Source organism: Arthrobacter hankyongi, from assembly GCF_022012395.1.
Lineage (GTDB): Bacteria > Actinomycetota > Actinomycetes > Actinomycetales > Micrococcaceae > Crystallibacter > Crystallibacter hankyongi.
Genome location: NZ_JAKLTQ010000003.1, coordinates 194,804 through 215,156, shown reverse-complemented (window position 1 = coordinate 215,156; position 20,353 = coordinate 194,804). Strand labels below are relative to the sequence as shown.

General features: G+C 70.3%; 16 protein-coding genes. 3 read left to right on the top strand and 13 right to left on the bottom strand.

The annotated features are described in order from the left end of the window. Positions 1–27: 27 nt before the first annotated feature. Complete coding sequence (locus tag LVY72_RS07230; RefSeq protein WP_237819181.1) at positions 28–3,867, bottom strand: Pls/PosA family non-ribosomal peptide synthetase; 3,840 nt, start codon at positions 3,865–3,867, stop codon at positions 28–30. Between the two features lie 543 nt (positions 3,868–4,410). Continuing rightward, positions 4,411–5,853, bottom strand: a complete 1,443-nt coding sequence (locus tag LVY72_RS07225; RefSeq protein WP_237819179.1) for a glycoside hydrolase family 3 N-terminal domain-containing protein — start codon at positions 5,851–5,853, stop codon at positions 4,411–4,413. A gap of 302 nt (positions 5,854–6,155) precedes the next feature. Between LVY72_RS07225 and LVY72_RS07220 the strand changes: the two genes are divergently transcribed. Continuing rightward, positions 6,156–7,304: a glutamate--cysteine ligase gene (locus LVY72_RS07220; protein WP_237819177.1), complete on the top strand. Its 1,149-nt coding sequence runs from the start codon at positions 6,156–6,158 to the stop codon at positions 7,302–7,304. Positions 7,305–7,407: 103 nt separating this feature from the next. Here LVY72_RS07220 and LVY72_RS07215 read toward each other — a convergent pair whose 3' ends face one another. The 7 genes from LVY72_RS07215 to LVY72_RS07185 form a co-directional block, all read right to left on the bottom strand. After that, a complete protein-coding gene (locus LVY72_RS07215; RefSeq protein ID WP_237819175.1) occupies positions 7,408–7,659 on the bottom strand; it encodes a hypothetical protein in 252 nt (83 codons plus the stop codon). 23 nt (positions 7,660–7,682) lie between these two features. Further along, the gene (gene tsaD / locus LVY72_RS07210) at positions 7,683–8,750 is read right to left on the bottom strand and encodes a tRNA (adenosine(37)-N6)-threonylcarbamoyltransferase complex transferase subunit TsaD (RefSeq protein ID WP_237819172.1); all 1,068 of its coding nucleotides are present in this window, start codon (positions 8,748–8,750) and stop codon (positions 7,683–7,685) included. Then, the gene (gene rimI, locus LVY72_RS07205; RefSeq protein ID WP_237819364.1) at positions 8,747–9,277 is read right to left on the bottom strand and encodes a ribosomal protein S18-alanine N-acetyltransferase; all 531 of its coding nucleotides are present in this window, start codon (positions 9,275–9,277) and stop codon (positions 8,747–8,749) included. Before rimI ends, tsaD begins: the two co-directional genes overlap by 4 nt. An 11-nt stretch (positions 9,278–9,288) precedes the next feature. Next, entirely contained in the window at positions 9,289–9,960 is a 672-nt protein-coding gene (gene tsaB, locus LVY72_RS07200) for a tRNA (adenosine(37)-N6)-threonylcarbamoyltransferase complex dimerization subunit type 1 TsaB (RefSeq protein ID WP_237819170.1), read from the bottom strand. Between the two features lie 80 nt (positions 9,961–10,040). Further along, on the bottom strand, positions 10,041–10,592 hold the full coding sequence (gene tsaE, locus LVY72_RS07195) for a tRNA (adenosine(37)-N6)-threonylcarbamoyltransferase complex ATPase subunit type 1 TsaE (RefSeq protein WP_237819167.1): 552 nt from the start codon (positions 10,590–10,592) through the stop codon (positions 10,041–10,043). Continuing rightward, positions 10,589–11,803, bottom strand: coding sequence for an alanine racemase (gene alr / locus LVY72_RS07190; protein ID WP_237819165.1), 1,215 nt, complete (start codon positions 11,801–11,803; stop codon positions 10,589–10,591). Before alr ends, tsaE begins: the two co-directional genes overlap by 4 nt. Beyond that, positions 11,800–12,942: a carbohydrate kinase family protein gene (locus LVY72_RS07185; RefSeq protein ID WP_237819163.1), complete on the bottom strand. Its 1,143-nt coding sequence runs from the start codon at positions 12,940–12,942 to the stop codon at positions 11,800–11,802. The genes alr and LVY72_RS07185 overlap by 4 nt, the downstream gene beginning before the upstream one ends. Positions 12,943–12,988: 46 nt before the next feature. Here LVY72_RS07185 and LVY72_RS07180 point away from each other — a divergent pair, with 46 nt between their 5' ends. Both LVY72_RS07180 and LVY72_RS07175 read left to right on the top strand, forming a co-directional pair. Further along, a complete protein-coding gene (locus LVY72_RS07180) occupies positions 12,989–14,317 on the top strand; it encodes a family 4 glycosyl hydrolase (protein ID WP_237819161.1) in 1,329 nt (442 codons plus the stop codon). Between the two features lie 153 nt (positions 14,318–14,470). Further along, on the top strand, positions 14,471–14,737 hold the full coding sequence (locus LVY72_RS07175; protein WP_237819159.1) for a hypothetical protein: 267 nt from the start codon (positions 14,471–14,473) through the stop codon (positions 14,735–14,737). Here LVY72_RS07175 and argA read toward each other — a convergent pair. From argA to LVY72_RS07155, 4 genes are all read right to left on the bottom strand, one after another. Next, entirely contained in the window at positions 14,734–16,101 is a 1,368-nt protein-coding gene (gene argA / locus LVY72_RS07170) for an amino-acid N-acetyltransferase (protein ID WP_237819157.1), read from the bottom strand. The genes LVY72_RS07175 and argA overlap by 4 nt on opposite strands. 4 nt (positions 16,102–16,105) lie before the next feature. Next, positions 16,106–17,089, bottom strand: coding sequence for a DMT family transporter (locus LVY72_RS07165; RefSeq protein ID WP_237819156.1), 984 nt, complete (start codon positions 17,087–17,089; stop codon positions 16,106–16,108). After that, on the bottom strand, positions 17,086–17,691 hold the full coding sequence (locus LVY72_RS07160) for a TetR/AcrR family transcriptional regulator (RefSeq protein WP_237819153.1): 606 nt from the start codon (positions 17,689–17,691) through the stop codon (positions 17,086–17,088). Before LVY72_RS07160 ends, LVY72_RS07165 begins: the two co-directional genes overlap by 4 nt. A 67-nt stretch (positions 17,692–17,758) precedes the next feature. After that, the gene (locus LVY72_RS07155) at positions 17,759–20,353 is read right to left on the bottom strand and encodes an MMPL family transporter (protein ID WP_237819151.1); all 2,595 of its coding nucleotides are present in this window, start codon (positions 20,351–20,353) and stop codon (positions 17,759–17,761) included.

The following is a 20,353-nucleotide window of genomic DNA, read 5'->3' as shown; positions in this document are numbered from 1 at the left end:
CCCCTCTAGTCCCCTCTTGCTCGACTCTTACTTGCCGATGAACGCCGGCTGCGCAGGCGCTGCCGCGTGCTCCGGCCAGTTGCGGATCGGGTTGCCGGCCCAGCTGCCGCCGGCCGGTACGTTTTCGGCGCGCATGACCAGCGAGCAGGCGCCCACGGTGGCCTGTTCACCCAGCGAACTGCCGGGCAGCACAATGCTGTTCGGACCCAGGGTGGAGCCGGCCTGCAGCCGAACGGTGTCCATCCGCATGATGCGGTCGTGGAACAGGTGGGTCTGCAGCACCGTGCCCCGGTTGACGCTGACGCCGTCGGCCAGGTGGATCAGGTCGAACTCCGGGAGCCACCAGGTCTCGCACCAGACACCGCGGCCGACTTTGGTGCCCATCAGCCGCAGCCAGGCGTTCAGCAGCGGAGTTCCCAGACTCATCCGGATCAGTCCGGCCACGGCGAGGGATTCGGAAAAGACATCGGCCAATTCGTTGCGCCAGACGAACGACGTCCAGAGCTGGTGTTCGGACGGTTTGAACCGTCCGACCAGCGCCCATTTCGCTGCCAGTGCCATCAGGCAGGCGGCAACGGCGCTGGCCAACAGGACCGGCCCCGACCAGGCGACCATGGCCGCCAGGCCCGCCTCCGCATTGATCGAAAAAAGCACGTACACGGTGCACAGGGCCAGCCAGGCGGTGAAGATGGCAGGCAGGATCCGGCAGCATTCGACTGCGGCCCGGGCCAGCACCAGATGCCGCGCAGGATGGTAGGTCCGGCTGCCTTCCGCATCATCCACCGGGCGCGGAAGTTCCACTGCCGGACGGCCGAACCAGGATGAGCGGGCCGGCATGTCCTTCGGAGCCGAGGACAGGACGGCGATCAACGAATCTGCCGGCACATTCCGGTCCGGACCGACAATGGCGGAATTGCCGACAAATGATTTTTCGCCCACGGTCGCCGGCCCCAGGTGCAGCCACCCGCAACGGGCCCGCGGGGCGGAAACCATCGAATGGTCGGCCAGGAAGGACCGGTCCGCGACACTGGTCAGGTGCGGCACGGTTTCCACCGTGGAGATCTCCACATTCCGGCCGACCCGGGCGCCCAGCAGGCGCAGCCAGGCAGGTGTGGCCAGGCTGGCATAGAGCGGATAGGTGGAGATGAGGGATTTGGTCAACAGGGCGTTGGTCAGCCACGCCGCCCAGGCTGCGCGGCCGTCCAGCGAATGGAAGCCGGGCTTCATCAGCCTGCCGAGCAGCCGGACCGTTCCCGCAGTCAGGCAGAGATAGACGGCCAACGTCGCCACGATGAACAGCGGGCTCCACGCAGCCAGCATCCAGAGCGCGTCCTCGAGCCGGCCGATGCCGGCGATGACCTGGATCATCAGCAACCCGCCGGGTACCATGCTGACCAGCGGCAGCAGGGCCAGCACGGCCAGGCCAAGAGGGTACAGGAACCTCGTGCTGCCCGGCTTCCGGTGCTTTGGCGCCGGGGGCCAATCCTCGCCGGCGGTGCCGATTCGCTGCATCTGCGAACCGGCCCAGTGTTCACCCGCCGGGACGACACCGGTGACGCAGGTGCCGGGGGCCACTTCGGCGCCGGCTTCAACATGCGCGCCCGGCATCAGGGTGGAGCGGGTACCGACCCGGACTGTCGCGTCCACCTGCACCGGGCCAACATGCAGCAGGTCGCCGTCGAGCCAGTGCCCGGCCAGGTCAACCTCATACTCGATGGTTGCCCCGTCACCGATGACAGCCAGGCCGGTGACCGGCGGCATCGTGTCCAAGTGGACATGCCTGCCAACCGAGCAGCCCAACGCCCGGGCATACCACGGCGCCAGCGGGGTCCCCATCGCAGGCTCCAGCTTACAGAAGGTGACAATCCGTTCCACAGCCCACAGCCTGACGTGGAGCCACCCGCCCCGCCGGTAGGTACCTGGCCGGACACCGGCCAGCAGAATGCGGGCTGAACCGACGGCCAACAGGAACCGGAACGGCAGGCTGTACAGCACCACCCACGCCGCCAGCGTCGGCAGCAGCGGCGGGTTGGGCATCCAGGGGGCGTCGGTGAGCTGGAAAAGCACCAGACAGACGATCGCGATGCCGGTGACATAGCGCAGCCCCACGATGCCGTACAGGCCCAGCACCACGGGCAACTGCAGCAGACCGGTCCACCAGGGCGTCGGGCGGATGGTCCGCTGCCGGACGTCGGCGGCCTGCAGCGTGCCCAGGAAGGCGGCCATGCCGCCCAGCGTCGGATGGTCGTAGATGTCCGCTACCGAAACGTCCGGATAGCGGTCCCGCAGGGCTGAAACCAGCTGGGCGGCAGACATGCTGGCTCCGCCCACTGCGAAGAAATCGCTGTCCTGGGTCAGCGGTTGCGGACCGAGCAGGTCTGTCCATTGCTCCGCCAGCCAGCCGGCGTCGCCACTGAGCTCCGGGACGCCACCCTGCGCTCCGGAGCCTCCCGCCAGCGGCCAGGGCAGCGCTTTCCGGTCCACCTTGCCCGAGGTTTTCAGCGGCAGTTCGTCAATGATCCCCAGTGCCGGCACCAGCTGGGCCGGCAGCTTTTCCGCCAGCCGGGCACGGGCCGCAGCGAGGTCGATGCTCCCGCTCGACGCCGGCACCAGATACCCGGCCAGCACCTTGTTGCCGCTCGGCGTCGTCCGGACCGCGCTGGCCGCTGCTGCGACCCCGGGCAGTTCGGTCAGCGCCTGGTCAATTTCGCCCAGCTCCACCCGCCGGCCGGCGAGCTTGACCTGCTCGTCCGCCCGGCCCACAAAGACCAGCCCCTGCGGATCGGCCAGGACCAAGTCACCGCTGCGGTAGGCCCGGTCCCACCCGAGGGCCGGCATGGGCGCATATTTCTCGGCGTCCTTCGCCTGGTCCAGGTAGCGGCCCAGACCGACGCCGCCGATGATGAGCTCGCCCTCCTCGCCCCAGTTGACCGGCTGGCCGTCAGGGTCCACCACGGCCAGCTCCCAGCCGCGCAACGGCAGGCCGATCCGCGCCGGCGGAGTCCCGTCCAGCTGCGCACCGCAGGCAATGACCGTGGCTTCGGTGGGACCGTAGGTATTCCACACCTCCCGCGACGGGCCGGCCAGCCGCGCGATCAGTTCGTTCGGACAGGCCTCCCCGCCGAAGATCAGCAGCCGGACATTTTCCAGCGCCTGCGCGGGCCACAGGGCCGCCAGCGACGGCACGGTGGAAACGACAGTGATGTGCCGTTCGGACAGCCACGGACCCAGATCGGCACCGGAGCGGACCACGGACCGCGGTGCCGGCACCAGGCAGGCGCCGTTGCGCCATGCCAGCCACATCTCCTCGCACGAGGCATCGAAGGCAACCGACAATCCCGCCAGCACCCGGTCGCCCGGTCCGAGGGGCCGGTCGGTGCAGAACATTTCGGCCTCGGCATCCACCCAGGCTCCTGCGGACCGGTGGGTGATCGCCACGCCCTTGGGCTTGCCGGTGGAGCCGGAGGTGAAGATGATCCAGGCATCGTCATCAAGATGCGGCTGCGGAATCTGTCCCAGCGGCCGGACTTCCGGCACCAGCGAGACCTCCAGGCCGGCACCGATGACGGCGCAGACGCCGGCCTCCTGCCACACCGTTGCCGCACGCTCGTCCGGCTCGTCCGCGTCCACCGGCACATAGGCGGCGCCGGAAGCAAGCACCCCAAGGATCGCTATGTACAGGTCCGCGGAGCCGGACGGAACCCGCACCCCTACCCGGTCACCTGCTCCGATGTCGGCGCTCCACAGGTGCCGCGCCACGCCCTGCATCCTGACCCCGAGCTCCTGGTAGGTCAGCGGACCGGCACCATCGTCGATGGCCGCGGCTGCGGGGTGCGCGGCGATGGTGTGGTTGATGATTTCCAGCAAGGTCCGCTCGACTGCTGCCGACCGGCTGGGAAAAACCGCTGCCCCGGGACAGGTGCCGGACTCCCCAGGTGCGTTCGGGCCGGAGCCAACGGCTGCCGCCGTCGTCGGTATTGTTGAGTCACTACCTGATGCGCCTACGTATTTCAATGAAGATCCCCCAGATACTTCAGTTGCTTCCACCAAAGGACACGTGGAAGGGCCGTCGACCGCGTTGTCTTGCAGCCCGGTGGCCGGCAGCCGGGCATACGGGATGGAACCGGCGACGGCTGGGGGCATGCGTCGCTCACGCGAGGCGCCGCCGCCGGCTCCGCATGGGAACCGCCATGTTTCCGAGGCAGCCTGGCTGCCGCAGGGAACATGGCGGTAGGCGCCCGTGACCGAGCGCCGCTGTGCGGTGAAGAAACGTACTCGAATTGCCCCTACGATTGCAGTCTAGGAAGCCCAAGTTGCCGGCACATCAGTAGTCCATACGGGCTCCGTCCGCTGACTACTCAGAAGATCGGAGCCGGATACGGGCCGCCGGTCCCGCCAGACGCTAAGGGACTATTTGCAGCCGGTACCGACCGCGTAGCTGCCCACCTTGGCCGGCAATTTGCCAGGTGCCGGCGCCTCGCCGGTCAGGTAGTCCAGCAACGCCTCGAACGCCGCCGGGGTGTCCCCGTACAACGCGGCCTTCAGCCGGGCATCGGCAGCGGCCAGGCCCCAGGGGTCGCCGAGTGCGACGGCGATATCCCCCGAGCCGGCTTCGCCGCCGTCGAGCAGGGTGAGCACCGGACCGCCGCCCACCTGCAGTCCGCGGGCCCGGGCCGCCTCGGTCAGCCGCTGCACGTCCTGGGCATCGGCACCCCGGATCGTGAGCGAGCCGTGCAGTTGGTCGCCGGAGCACTGCCCGGTCAGCACTGTCAGCGCCGCCGCCGAGGCCGCCTTGGACTCGGCCAGGTGCGCTCCCACCTCCGTCAGGGGTACCTCTTTGCCGAGGGAATTGTGCAGGGATTCCTGCCAGAGCTGCAGGGTGGCCACGCGGGTGGCAGCCTCGTCCAGCCGTTGCTGCGGCAGGGAACCGTCCTTGACCGCGGCCACAATGGCGGCGTGCGCGGCATACGGATCCGCCGGCATCAGCAGCAGGTCAGCCCCGGCCTGCAGGGCCATCGGCGCAGCCTGCCCGCCCGGATACGTGGACTCGATGGCGCCCATGTTCAGCGCGTCGGTGATCGCCACGCCCTCAAAGCCCAGCCCGCGCAGTGCCTTATAGCTGGCGGCGGACAGCGAGGAGGGCATGCCCGGTTCGAGCGCGTCGACGGCGATGTGGCCCATCATCACCACCGGCGCGGCGGCAGCGATGGCGTCCCGGAAGGGTGCCCAGTCCCGCTTCCGCAGCTGCGCCAGGGACGCCTTCTGCTCGGGCAGGGCCAGGTGCGAGTCGGTGGTCACCGAGCCGTGGCCGGGGAAGTGCTTGACGCTGGGCAGCACTCCGGCCGCTTCGAAACCTGCCAGCAGCGGCGCCAGCTGCGGCCCGGCCACCGCACCGCTGCTGCCCAGCGAGCGCGCGCCGATGGTCGGATCCTGCGCGCCCACGGTCAGGTCGGCGCTGGGTGCGTGGTCCATCGTGAAGCCCAGCGCGGCCAGTTCGGTGGCCAGTGCCTGCATCGAATTGCGGGAGACGTCCGCGCTGCCGGCGGCGCCGTAGGTCATCGGCGACGGCCACTCGGTCAGCGGCGCCCGCAGCCGGGCCACCAGGCCGCCTTCCTGGTCCACCGAAATGATCCCCGGCCAGTTGCGGCCCTGGGACAGCGCCTGCTGCAGGGACTCATTGACGGTCTTCATCGCTGCGATGTCCACGCGGCCGCCGGCGTCGGTGGGTACGTTGTCCCCCATGATGATGCTGCCGCCCAGATGCAGGTCCTTGATCGCCTGCAGCTGCGGCGCCGGGTCCGTCCCGGCGTAGAATGCCACCATGACCTGGCCGGCCTTCTCGGCCAGGGTCATGTGCGCAACCGCGGCCTTGGCGTCGTCGTAATTCTGTTGCGACGGACCCCAGGACAGCGGTGGTTCCTCCTGCGGCTGTGCCGCGGACGACGACGGCGGTGCACCGGTTCCCGGTACGGAAGCGGGTGGGTTGGCGCTACAGGAGGACAGCAGGACGGCGGCTGAAAGGGCCAGGGCGGAAAGTGTTGCACGCCATGGCCGCGGCCCGGAAAAACTCACATCTGAGACCGTACCACTGGAATAGAATCGTGCTGGGCTCCCCCTCCCCCGCTCAGCCCGTCCCCCGCCCTCAGGAGCCGCCAGTGAACATCGATTTCGCCCCCTCCGCCCGGTCCACCCTGGGCGTGGAATGGGAGCTGGCGCTGGTGGACCGCCGGACCGGCGAACTGGTCTCGGTGGCCCAGGACGTACTGCAGGACCTGAAGAGCCACCACCCGGAACTCAAGGACGATGACGAGCATCCCCACGTGAAGCAGGAGCTGCTGCTGAACACGGTGGAACTGGTCACCGGGATCTGCACCTCCGTGGAACAGGCCAAGGACGAATTGGCCGGCGGCCTGGCGTCGGTGCGCACCGCCACCGATCCGATGGGCGTGGAACTCTTCTGCGCCGGCAGCCACCCCTTCGCCGCCCCGCGCTCCCAGCCGGTGACGGACAAGGAACGCTACGCCAAGCTGATCGACCGGACCCAGTGGTGGGGCCAGCAGATGGTGATCTACGGAGTGCATGTCCATGTGGGTCTGGACCACCGGGACAAGGCGCTGCCGGTGATGGACGGGCTGATCAACTACTTCCCGCATTTCCAGGCGCTCTCCGCCTCGTCGCCGTACTGGGGCGGGGAGGACACGGGCTATGCCTCACAGCGGGCGCTGATGTTCCAGCAACTGCCCACCGCCGGACTGCCGTTCCAGTTCCCCTCCTGGGCGTCCTACGAGGACTACGTGCAGGCCATGGTGACCACCGGGGTGATCGACGTGATCAGCGAGATCCGCTGGGATATCCGGCCCGTGCCCCGGCTGGGCACCATCGAAATGCGGGTCTGCGACGGCATGGCCACGCTGGAGGAGGTCGGCGCGGTCGCGGCATTGACGCAGTGCCTGGTGGAGGAGTTCTCCACCGTGCTGGACGAGGGCTGGGCGATTCCCACGATGCCGCCGTGGCATGTGCAGGAGAACAAGTGGCGGGCCGCCCGCTACGGCCTGGACGCGATCGTGATCCTGGATGCAGCCGGCAAGGAAATGCTGGTCACCGACCACCTGCGCGAACATGTGCTCAACCGGCTCGAGCCGGTGGCACGCCGGCTGGGCTGCAGCAAGGAACTGGCCGACATCGAGGGCATCCTGCAGCGCGGAGCCGGCTACCAGCGCCAGCGGCGGATCGCCGCCGAGAACGACGACGACCTGCGCGCCGTCGTCCTGGACGGCATCCAGCTGCTGCGCAACGGCTACTGACCCCTGCCCCACCATCCCCCATCGACTTGCCAGATAACGCCCTTTCCAGGCGTGAAAACGGCGTTATCCGTCAAGTCGATGTGGGAGGGATGGAGGGGAGGGGTTACGGGCCACGCCTGGCCAGGCGGAGGCCCAAGGCGGTGCCGGCACCGAGGGCGAGAGTCAGCAGCCCGAAGCCGGAAACGGCCAGCCCCGCTTTCTGCTGGCCCGAGAGCAGGTCCAGCGGTGAGAAGGGCGCACCGGCAAAGAGTGCGAAGTCATGGGGCGGCGACGTGAGGCAGAGGACAATTCCAGCCAGCACAAGCGCCAGCCCGGTTACCGACAGGACCGCGGCCGGACGCCGCAGGAGCATCATGGGGCGATGCTAACAGGGCCCGCCTACAGGTGGACGGACGTCACCGGCATGGAGGAATCCGGGGCGAACGTGAGGCCGCTGGGCCCGGCGCCGGCCATGACCACCTGGGCGCCCAGGGCCGCGACCATGGCGCCGTTGTCCGTGCACAGGTTGATCGGCGGCACCCGCAGGCTGATCCCGTGCGCCGCGCAGCGCTCCTCGGTCAGCGCGCGCAGCCGCGAGTTCGCCGCCACGCCGCCGCCGAGCAGCAGGTTGGTGATCCCGTGCTCGGTGCAGGCCAGCATGGCCTTGGCCGTGATCACGTCGACCACCGCTTCCTGGAAGGACGCGGCGATGTCGGCCACCGGGACCGCTTCGCCAGCCGCTTCGTACTGCTCCACGCAGCGGGCGACGGCGGTCTTCAGGCCGGAGAAGGACCAGTCGTAGCGGTGCGGCCCGGGCGCCTCGGCGCTGCCCATGTACTTGGGCTGGCTGAGCCCGCGCGGGAAGCGGATGGCCTTCGGGTTGCCCTCGCGGGAGAGCCTGTCGATCGCCGGCCCGCCCGGATAGCCGAGCCCGAGGATGCGCGCCACCTTGTCATACGCCTCGCCCGCGGCGTCGTCGATGGTGGAGCCGAGCAGCTCGACGTCATCGGTGATGGACTTCACCCGCAGGATCTCGGTGTGGCCGCCGGACACCAGCAGGGCGCCAAGGTTCTGCGGCAGCTCGCCGCCGTCGAGCAGTCCCACGCCGATGTGGGCGACCAGGTGGTTGATCGCAAACAGCGGCTTGCCGGTGGCAAGCGCGAGCGCCTTGGCCGCGCAGACGCCGACCATCAGCGCGCCGGCCAGCCCCGGTCCGGATGTCACGGCCAGAGCGTCGACCTCGTCCAGCGTGACCCCTGCCTCGTCCAGGGCCTGGCGCAACGTGGGGATCATCGCGTCCAAATGGGCGCGGGAGGCGATCTCCGGGATCACTCCGCCGAAGCGTACATGCTCCTCCATCGAGGAGGACACGGTGTTGGCCAGCAGTTCGTCGCCGCGGACGATCCCGACGCCGGTCTCGTCGCAGGAGGATTCGATGCCGAGCACCAGCGGCTTCTCGCGGTTCACTGTGTCTCCTCGGTGATGTTGTGGGGCGCCGGGATGGCTTCGCTGCGCCGGGCCGGGACGCCGGTCCAGTTGGCCAGCACCAGCTGCATGATCAGTGCGTCCGCGCCGTCGCGGTAATAGCGCGGCCGGATGTGGATCTGCTCGAAGCCGAACCAGCCGTACAGCCGCTGCGCCCGCGGGTTGTCCGCCCGCACTTCGAGCAGCACGTCCCGGGCCCCGAACGCGCGGGCCTCCTCGATCAGCGTGGCCAGCAGTTCGGTGCCGATCCCCTGCCCCTCGCGTTCGGGGACAACGGCGATGGTCTGCACGTCGGCGATCGGCGGTACGCACATCACGCCGGCGTAGCCGATCACGGTGCCCAGCGCGTCAACAGCCACATAGTAGGTGCGGGTGTCCGGCTGGGACAGCTCGTCGTAGAACATGTAGGTGGGCCAGGCGTCCACCGGGAACAGGGCCTTCTCCAGGGCGTCCACGGCCGGAACGTCCGCCTCGGTCATCGGGCGGATGCCGGCTGCGCCGGGACGCATGGCGGCGGCGCTCACAGTGCCCGCTTCCGCGGGCCGGGCACCTTGGCATCGGATTCGCGCAGGTACAGCGGCGTGGTGTCCAGCAGCGGCACCCCGTGCGACAACCGGGCGGCGGCGGTGCGGCCCAGCGCCTCGGCGGTGGGCTGAAGCTGCCCGAAACCGGCCACCGCGTCCAACTGGTCCTGGTAGATTCCGGCGCCGCGGCCGTAGGCCGGCAGCGGCGGCAGTTCCGCGGCCGGGCCGACGTGCGGGCCGTCCAGCAGCACCGGCCACCCGCTGCCGTCCGTGCCGTAGCGGGCCCAGTAAACCTCCCGGCGCCGGGCATCGGTGGCCACCAGGAATTCTGTGTGCCCTGCCGCACGGGCGGCCGGGGCCGCGTCGGCGGCGACGGCGTCCAGGCTCATCACCCCGTGCAGCGGCTTGTGCCAGGCGAAAGCCAGCGTCCGCGCCGTCGCAATCCCGGACCGCAGGCCGGTGAACGGTCCGGGTCCGACGCCGACCACCAGGGCGTCGAGCTGGTCCGGGCGGATGCCGGACTCGTCCAGCAGGGCGCGGATGCCCGGGGCCAGGACCTCGGCATGGGTGCGGGTGTCCTCGGTGGCGAAAGCAGTGAGGGTCTGCCCCTCTCCGGTCAGCAGCGCCGCGCTGGCAATGGCGGAAGTATCGATGGAGAGGATCAGCACCCGACTAGTTTACTCGTGCGGCCGGCCCCGCCCCGCAGAGCCGGTTTACCCGTGCGGCCGGCCCCGCCCGGGCCAGACGGTCAGAACAGCGGCCGGCCCTCCCAGCGCGGGCCGTAGGCGGCGATCCGGATGACCCGCGGCTCGTCCTGGTCCGCTTCGTCGAAGTCCGCGGTGAAGCCGGCCCGCTCCGGACCGGCAGCGGCCGGAGCGCCGGTGCTGCGCTCGAAGGTGATATCGAGCCAGCTGTCGCTCAGATGCTCGACCCGGCCGCGGCCCCACTCCACCACGGTGACGGCAGAGTCCGCGGTGTTCTCCAGGTCGATGTCGTCGATTTCCGCGTCGGAGCCCAGCCGGTAGGCATCGACATGGACCAGGTCCGGGCCGCCGCCGAGGCTGGGATGGCTGCGCACCAGCACGAAGGTGGGCGAGATGATGCCCGGGCGCACACCCAGGCCCTGGCCCAGCCCCTGGGTGAAGGTGGTCTTACCGGCGCCGAGCTCGCCCGCGAGCACCAGCAGGTCCCCGGCCTGCAGCACGGTGCCGATCCGCGACGCAAGTGCCTGGGTGTCCGCCGCGCTGGAAGCGCTCAGTTCCACGCTCCAGACGGGTGCCGGTTCCGCCGGACCGTTCACGGCGCCGCCACCGAGGGGGCCGTCTGCGCCGCGGGACCGGCGCCCTCGGGCACGGCAGCCGGCTCCGGCGACTGGCCCGTGTAGGCGCGCGGCACCCGGCCGCTGATCCGCGTGACAATCTCGTAATTGATCGTGCCCGAGGCCACGGCCCAGTCCGTCGCATCCGGCGCGTCATCGCCGGGGCCGAAGAGGATGATCTCCTCCCCGGGTTCAAAGCCGGCGTCGGCCGACTTCAGGTCCACCACGAACTGGTCCATGGCGATGCGTCCGACGACGTCGTACCGGCGGCCGCGAATGGCCACCTGGGCGCCGCTGGCAATCCGCGGCACCCCGTCCGCATAGCCCATCGGGACCAGGACCAGCGTGGTCGGCTCCTGGGTGCGGTAATGCAGCCCGTAGGAGACACCCTGGTCCACCGGGACCTTCTTGCAGTTGGCCACCCTGGTGCGCAGCGTCATCGCCGGCGTCAGCTTCAGGTCCTCGGCACGCTGGTTCTCGAACGGGGAAAGCCCGTAGAGCCCCAGGCCGATGCGGACCAGGTCAAAGTGGGCGTCCGGGCGGGTCAGCGCGCCCGGGGTGTTGGCCAGGTGCCTGACCTCCAGATGCAGCCCGGCATCCTCGGCCGCGGCGACGGCCGCCCGGAACCTGTCGATCTGCTCGTCCGTCTCGGGCCGCTGCGGCTCGTCGGCCACGGCCAGGTGGGAAAAGACACCGACCACGCGCAGCAGCCCCTCGTCCTGGAAGGCCTGGGCGCGGCCGATCAGGGCCTCCCACTCATCGGGCGGGCAGCCGTTGCGGCCGAGCCCGGTGTCGATTTTCAGGTGGATGCGGGCGGGCCGCTCCTGCTCATGGGCCGCGGCGGCGACGTGCTCGAGTTCCCAGCCGGAGATGCCGATGTCCACCCCTGCGCGGATGGCTGCAGCGAAATCGCTGTCCGGCGTGTGCAGCCAGGCGAGCAGCGGCGCGTCGATGCCGGCGTCGCGCAGCACAAGTGCTTCGGAAATGTGCGCGACGCCGAGCCACGACGCCCCGGCCTCCAGGGCGGCCCGGGCCACCGGCAGCGCACCGTGGCCGTAGGCGTCCGCCTTGACCACGGCCATTACCCGGGCCGGTTCGGTTACCTTGCGGAACTGGCGCACATTGTCGCGGATGGCATCAAGGCTGATGAGGGCTTGGCGGTCAAATTTCCCGGACGTCGCTGTAGAACTCACCCGTCCATTGTTCCACTTGGCCGGGCGGGCTCGTGCACGCCGCCGGCGTCGGAATGGCGTGCGACCGTTGCCGCCGCCCGCCGGACCGCCTGCGGCGGTACGTCCGGAAGCAACTGTTCCAGGAAGGCATAGCGGCGCAGCCACTGCCCGCGCACGCTCTGGCCAGAGGTGTTCATCCGTTCCCACCAGTCCGCGATGTCGCCCCAGCCCGGCGCGGCGAGCGAACCGCCGAACTGCTGGATCGACAAGGCCGCGCACAGGTTCGCGAAGGCCAGCCGGTCCGGCAGCCGCCAGCCGGCGAGGGTGCCCAGCAGGAACGCGGCGCCGAAGCAGTCCCCGGCACCGGTGGCGTCGTAGGCCTTGACCGGCAGCGCCGGGGCCCAGTCCTCCTCGCCGGTCAGCGAATCGATCGCGATGGCCCCGCGTCCGCCCAGGGTGACCACCGCGACCGGCACCCGGTCGGCCAGCGCGTAGAGCGCCGCCCACGGATCCTCCGTGCGGGTGTACCTGATGGCTTCGGTGTCATTGGGGGTAAAGGCGTGGAACTTCTCCAGGTTGCGCAGCGTGTCCGCCGACCACTGCCCGGTGGGGTCCCAGCCGACGTCGCCGAACAACTTGGCCCCCTTGTCCCGGGCGGCCAGCGCCCAGGGTTCCAGGTCCGGCCCGAGCGAGGTGACCGCGGCGCGGCAGCGCGGCGGGTCCCCGATCAGTTCGGAGGCGCTCAGCGGCGCCGGATGCCCGTGGGTGACAAAGGACCGGTCCTGGCTGGTGGACAGCGAGACGGACACCGGCGAATGCCAGCCGGGAAACCGCCGGGACAAGGACAGGTCCACGTATTCCTGCCGTTCAAGGATGCCCTGGTTGAACTCGCCGTAAACGTCGTCGCCGAAGGCCGCGGCCAGCGTGGTCTGCAGGCCCAGCCGGCTCGCGGCGACCGCCTGGTTCGCCGCCCCGCCGGGACAGGACCCCATGCCTTCGCTCCACAACTCCTCACCGGGTGCCGGCATGGCCTCGAGCCCGGTGAAGATGATGTCCAGGAATACGGGCCCGGTCAGCAGCAGGTCAAAGTCCGGCGCATCCGCCGTCCTGGCCGCCGCCAGCGGATCGAAGCGGTGTGGCGGGTTGAGGAAAGGGCCCATGCTGGCACAATACAAGCTGGGGGCCGGATGCTGAGAGGGCGGCAGGGTGAAACTTTCCATATTGGGCGGCGGCGGATTCCGCGTGCCTCTCGTCTATCGTGTACTGGCGGGGACCGACGGCGAACTGGTGGACGAGGTGATGCTCCAGGACTCGGACGCCGGCCGGCTGGACGCGATCGCCCGGGTGCTGGCGGACCTGCCCCTGCCCGAGCATGCCACGCCGCCGAAACTGACCTTCGCCCGGAACCTTGACGACGCCCTGGCCGGCGCCGGCGTCGTGTTTTCCGCAATCCGTCCCGGCGGTACCGCCGGGCGGACGGTGGACGAGCGGGTGGCCACCCGGCTGAACCTGCTGGGGCAGGAAACCACCGGGGCCGGCGGCATCGCCTATGCGCTGCGGTCCGTTCCGGCCGCGCTGCAGATCGCGCACCGGATGCGCGAACTGTGCCCGCAGGCCTGGCTGATCAACTTGACGAACCCGGCGGGCCTGGTGACCGAAGCGGTCAGGCCGATCCTCGGCGACCGCGTGGTGGGCATCTGCGACTCGCCCATCGGTCTGGTCCGCCGCGCGGCCCGGGCCGCCGGCGTGCCGATGCGGGCCGGCTCGCTGCCCGGGGTGGACTATGTGGGGCTGAACCATCTGGGCTGGCTGCGCGGGCTGGAGTACGACGGTGAGGACCGGCTGCCGGGGCTGCTGGCCGACGAGCACCGGCTGGCGTCCTTCGAAGAGGGCCGGGTCTTTGGCGCTCCGCTGCTGCAGACGCTGGGGGCCATCCCCAACGAGTACCTCTTCTACTACTATTTCCGCCGCGAGGCGACGTTGGCCCTGTCCGGCGCAGCCCAGACCCGCGGTGAGTTCATCCACGGCCAGCAGCAGGAGCTGTACGCCAAGCTGCGGTCCTCGGCGGCGCCGTTCCGGGACTGGGAGGCTGCGCGGCAGGCCCGCGAAGAGGGCTATCTGGCCGAGGCCAGGGTGGACGGCGGGGCCCGGACGTTGCTGGATGACGCCGGGGGCTACGAACAGGTGGCCTTGGATACCATGCGCGCGCTGCTGACGGGGGTGCCGGCGGAGCTGATCCTGAACGTGCGCAACGGGGACACCTTCGCACAACTGCCGGCGGACGCCGTCATCGAGGTCCCCGCCGTCGTCGACAGCAACGGGGCCCGGCCCCTGCCGGCCAAGCCGCTGGGACTGCACGAAGCCGGCTACATGAACCAGCTGAAGGCGGTGGAACGGGAGGCCATCAAGGCAGGCCAGGGTGACCGCGACGCCGCGCTGCGCGCCTTCATGATCCACCCGCTGATCAGCTCCGGCCATGCCGCGATCCGCCTGCTCGAAGCGTACGAGCAGGCGCACGGCTACCAGTGGGCCTGAGCCGGCCCACCCCTCCTCCAGTCCCTTGCCCGGCCCCACGCCCATGTTTATGCTTCAAGCAATACAAACCCGCAGGTCAGGGCATTGGTTGAAGCCTAAAGAAGGGAGCGGAGGCCCAATGCTGGGAGCCAGCCGCCAGGAAGGGAGCAGCAGATGGATTTCATCGGCCTGGGCATCGGCATCATTGCGGTCCTGGCCGTCATCGGCCTGACCGTATGGATCGCTCTCCGGCCCGGCACCCTGAAACCCGGCGCAACCGGCGCTGCAGGGGCCTTCGGCGCCGTCGAGGAAGTCTTCGCTCCCGCCCGGTACGAAGCCCGGCTGGAAATCGAACGGCAGCAACAGGCGCCGGCCCCGGCGCCGCTGCCCGGGGACACGGGCCCGGATGAAGCCCCCGGGCCTGAGCAGCGGCGGGCCTAGAGGTCCTTGACCAGCACCCGGGAGCGGCGCTGCCAGTTGTACAGGTTCTGGCGGGCCTGCGGCAACTGGTCCACGGAGCCCTCGACAAAGCCGCGCTTGAGGAACCAGTGCATCGTCCGGGTGGTCAACACGAACAACTGCTTCAGTCCGGCCGCGCGGGCACGCTGCTCGATCCGCTGCAGGATCATCTCCCCGTCGCCCTTGCCCTGCGCCGAGGGGTTGACCGCCAGGCAAGCCATTTCGCCGATCCCGTCGGCCGGGAACGGGTACAGCGCGGCGCAGCCGAAGATCACCCCGTCATGTTCGACGACGGTGAAGTTCCCGACCTCGCGCTCGATCAGCGAGCGGTCGCGCCGGACCAGGGTGCCGTCCTCCTCCAGCGGCCGGATCAGCGCCAGGATGCCGCCGACGTCGTCGTTCGCCGCCTCGCGCACCGCCTGCAGGGTTTCCTTCACCAGCATGGTACCCACGCCTTCGTGCCGGAACAGTTCCAGCAGCACGCTGCCGTCCAGCCCCTGCGGAATAATGTGGGCCCGGGGCACACCGCCCTGGCAGGCGCGCAGGGCGTGGCGCAGCTGGAAGGCCAGGGCCTCGGGCAGTCCGCCGGCCGACAGCAGCGACTGCGCGGTGGCCTCGGAGATTTCGGCCAGCATCCGGCCCTGGGCATCCGGGACCCCGGCCGAGTCCGCCAGCAGCACAAGCTTGTCCGCCCCGAGCGCGACGGCGGTACTGGAGGCCACATCCTCCATGCTCAGATTGAACGCCTCGCCGGTGGGTGAATAGCCCAGCGGGGACAGCAGCACGATCGCCCCGGCGTCGACCGCCAGATCGATCATCGAGGTATCGATCTTGCGCACCACGCCGGTGTGCTGATAGTCCACTCCGCCGAGGATGCCCACCGGGCGGGCCACCACGAAATTCCCGGAGACCACACGGATCGAGGCATGCGCCATCGGTGTGTTCGGCAGGCCCTGGGAGAACGCCGCCTCGATGTCCAGGCGCAGCTCGCCCGAGGCCTCCTTGGCGCATTCCAGCGCGGCCGGGTCGGTGATCCGCCGGCCGTCGGCATAGAGGGACTGGAGGCCGCGCAGCTGCAGCTGCGCATTGACCTGCGGCCGCGAACCGTGGACCACGATGATCCGCATGCCCAGCGCCTGCAGCAGGCTCAGGTCCTGCACCAGGGCGTTGAGCCGGCCCGCCTCCACCAGCTCGCCCGGCACTCCGACCACAAAGGTCCTGCCCCGGAAGGCGTGGATATACGGCGCAACGGCGCGCAGCCAGGCGACGAACTGCCCCGGCTCCGAGGAGGCAGTGCCGGAGACGGCAGCGGGCACGGAGGCGGCGGCAGTGGGTGCGGGTTCCATCGGCTCAGTATATTTGCGCGGCACCGACGGCTGCCGCTTCCCGCTCCCGCCGTTCGTCCGTCCCCGGCCGGCGCCGGGGCACCGGCAGGGTCAGCACGGCGAGGCTGCCGACCACGAGCGCGACGCCGAGCCAGCTCTGGGCGGACAGTCGCTCGCCGACGATCAGGACGGCCAGGGCGGCCGCAACAACCGGTTCTGCCAGCGACAACGTGGTGGCGGTGCTGGCCCGAACCCGGGCCAGTCCCCAGCCGAAAAGCAGGTAGCCGGCGAACATCGGAACCAGGGCCATGTAGACCCCGACCGCCGCATTGGTCCAGGAGTCCAGCAGCGGGGCCCCGGTGGCGGCGAGGACGGGTACCAGCAGCAGCCCGCCCAGGCCGAAGACCGCACCCATCGCGGCCCGTGCCGGTACGGCCCGGGCCATGAGCCGGTGCGCGGCCCACGAATACACGGCGTACGCCAGCCCTGCGGCCAGGCCAAGGGCTATGCCCGCCAGGGCCGACGGCGCCGGGCCGGCCCCGTCGGCCGGGCCGTCCGGCTGCGCCTCGGCAAAGCAGAGCAGTGCGGCGCCGGTGAGTCCGAGCGCGGCGCCCGCCACCCAGCGGGGGCCCAGCCGATGCCGGTCGACGACCCGCTCGATGAAGGCGGATGCCACCGGCGCCGATCCGATCGTGACTACCGTACCGACGGCGACCCCGGCCAGGTGCATCGAGGTGTAGAAGGCCAGCGGGTACACGGCGACGGCGATGGCGCCGAGGACGACGACCGTCCACTGGCCGCGCAGCCGCACTCGGGCTCCGGCCAGGACACGCGCCCCGGCCAGCGCCTGGAGCAGCCCGCCCAGACCCATCGCCGCAGCACCGATAGCGAGCGGTCCGGCGCCGGGGGCAAACGTGGCTGCGGTACCGGTGGTACCCCAAAGCACCGAGGCGGACAGCACCAGGAGCGCGCCAAGCACTGGCCCGCCCGGCCGCAGGGACGTACTCACCGGTTGTCCAGGAGGCCGGACGCGAGGTCGCGGGCCCGGCGCAGCCGGCGGTCACCACCGTCAAGCCCGGCGCGGACCATCGCCCCTTCGAGCAGGAACGACAGGTGCTCCGCGGTGCCGCGGCACCATTCGGGATCCCGGGGCGCCAGTTCCTTCAGATGCTCCAGCAGCAGGTTCTCGATCTCCTCCTTGTGCCGGCGCACGGCCGCGCGGCCGGGGTGGCGCGAGGGCAGCTCGGCGGCCGCGTTGAGCAGGCCGCAGCCCCGGAAATCCGCCTCGTAGGCCAGGGCCGCATGATCAAGGTAGGCGTCGAACACGGCGAGCACCCGGTAGCGCGGACTGCGCGCCTCCGCCAGCCGCCGGCGGTACAGCTGAAGCAACGTGGCGTGCCGGTCCTCGAGGTAGGCGGCAACCAGGTCGTCCTTGTTGGCGAAGTTCTTATACAGGCTCATCTTCGCGACGCCTGCATCGGAGGTGATGGCATCGATGCCCGTCGCCGCGACGCCGTGGACATAGAAGCGCCGCGCGGCGGCTTCGAGCAGCCGCGCGCGGGCCTCGCCCCGCTTTGCCGGGATCCGGCCCGGTGCAGGATGAACAGCCACAGCCGCTCCCCTTCCGCAGTTGGTAGGTAGACCAGTCTACCTACCAACTGCGGAAGGTCAACAGGCGTTACCGCAGCGCCGGTTCCAGTTCGGGCTCCTCGTCCGCCCCGGCTTCTGCCCGGGCCACCAGCTTGGCACCTTCGACGTCCACATCGGGCAGGATCCGCTCCAGCCACTGCGGCAGCCACCAGGCGGCCTTGCCAAACAGGTGCATGGCCGCCGGGATCAGCGTCATGCGCACCACGAAGGCGTCCAGCAGCACGCCGAGGGCCAGCGCGAAGCCGATGGGCCGGACCATGGTCAGGTGCGAGAAAACGAAGCCGGCGAAGACCGAGACCATGATGATCGCGGCCGCCGTGACCACCCGGGCCCCGTGGTTGAAACCGCTGACCACCGCGGCGCGGGCATCCTCGCCGTGGGCATAGGACTCGCGCATGCCGGAGACCAGGAACATCTGGTAATCCATGGCCAGGCCGAACAGCACGCCGATCAGGATCATCGGCAGGAAGCTGAGGATGGGGCCCGGATCATGCACCTCGAAGACGCCGCCCAGCCAGCCCCACTGGTAGATCGCCACCACGGCGCCGAAGCTGGCTCCCAGCGAGAGCAGGAAGCCGGCGGTGGCCAGTAGCGGGACCAGGATGGAGCGGAAGACCAGCAGCAGGAGCACCAGGGACAGCCCGATGACGATGGCCAGATATACCGGCATGGCCTCGGCGAGCCGGTCGGAGACATCAATCTGCATGGCCGGCTGCCCGGTCACCGCCACGCCCTCGACGCCGGTGGCGGCCTGGAGCGCGCCGGCTTCGGTCCGCAGCGTGTGGACCAGGTCCTCGGTGCTCTCGGCGGCCGGGCCGCCGTCGGGCACCACCTGCAGCACCGCGGTGCGGCCGTCCTCGCTGGTGTTCACCGGGATGGCGGCGGTGACGTGGTCCATCGCGCGCAGTTCCTGGGAGAGCTTGAGCAGCATCCGGTCCTGTTCGGTGCCGTCCAGCCCCGCGGGCAGGTCCGCGACCACGATGAGTGGTCCGTTGATGCCGTCGCCGAAGCTCTTGCCCAGCTGGGTATAGGCCCGGTAGGCCGTGGAATCGGCAGGTTCGGAGCTGCCGTCGGGCAGGCCCAGCCGCAGTTCGGCGGCGGGCAGCGCCATGGCGCCCAGCACCACGACGCCGGCGAGCAGGGCCAGCCAGGGGTGTCGGGTGACGGCGCGGCCCCAGCTGCGCTTGGTGCCGTTCCCGGCCGGCGCGCCGGCGGGCAGCCCGGCGGCAGCGGCACCGCCGCCGGCCTTCGCCCAGGCCCGGCGGGAGAGAATGCGGCTGCCGATCACCCCGAGCAGGGCCGGGGTCAGGGTCAGCGCGACCAGGACCGCGACGGCCACGGTCGCGGCGCCGGCCAGGCCGAGCACGGTCAGGAACGGAATCCCGGGCACGGCGAGCGCGGCCAGCGCAATGATGACGGTCAAGCCGGCGAACAGCACCGCATTGCCCGAGGTACCCGTGGCACGGCCGATCGACTCCTGCAGCGGCATGCCGGCCAGCAGCTGGGTCCGGTGCCGGTTGACGATGAACAGTGAGTAGTCGATGCCCACTGCCAGGCCAAGCATCAGGGCCAGCACCGGGGAGATGCTGCTCATCTCCACCACGCCGGAGAGGGCCATGGTGCCGCCGACGCCGACGCCCACGCCGACGACCGCCATCAGCAGCGGCAGGCCGGCGGCCACGAGCGTACCGAGCATGATCACCAGCACGGCTGCGGCCACGGCGATGCCGATGGCTTCCGCGGCGCCGAAGAGCGAGGAGATGTCCTCGACAATGTCCTTGCTGAATTCGGCCTGCAGGCCGGGAACCAGGCCGTCCTCGGCGATGTGCTGGACGGCGGCGCGGTCCTCCTTCGAGACCTCCATCATGGACTGTTCAAAGGAGACCTGCATGAAGGCCACGTCGCCGGTGTCCGACACGAAGCGGACGCCCTCGGAGGACTGCATCCGGATCTTGGCCGAGGCCAGGTCCGCTACGCCGTCATCGTACTTGGCCTGGCCGTCCTCGAGCTTGCGCTCCTGCTTGGCCAACTGCTTCTCGGCGGCTTCCAGCTGGGTTTCCTGCGGCTGCAGCTGGGCACGGACCTGTGCGGCCATCGCGGCCTGGCCGGCCGCCTCGAGCTGGGCTGCCTGCGCCTGGGCGGCCTGCAGCTGGACCTTGGCCGGTTCGAGCTGGGCCTTGGCCGCGTCAATGGCGGCACGGCCGTCGGCCAGGCGCTGCTTGGCCTGCTTCAGCTCCGTTCCGCCGTCCGCGATCCGCTCCGGTGCATCGTCCAGCGCCGACTGCAGCTCGAACGGATCCGTGGCGGACTTGACCGCGGGATGGTCCGCCAGCGTGCCGGCGATTTTCTCGACGGCGGCCTTCTGCTTGGCGGTGAAGGCCTGGCCGTCAGCGGCCTTGAAGACGATGGTGCCCAGGCCGCCGGAGGATTCGGGCAGGTCCGTCTTGAGCCGGTCCAGCACCTGCTGGGCGGCGGTGCCGGGAATGGTGAAGCTGTTGCTCAGGGTGCCGCCGAACGCGGCCACCGAGGCGCCGACGGCGACCATCACGGCGAGCCAGGCGGAAATGAACCACCAGCGCTTGCGGGCAGCGAGTTTGCCCAGGGAATACAGCCAGGAAGCCAT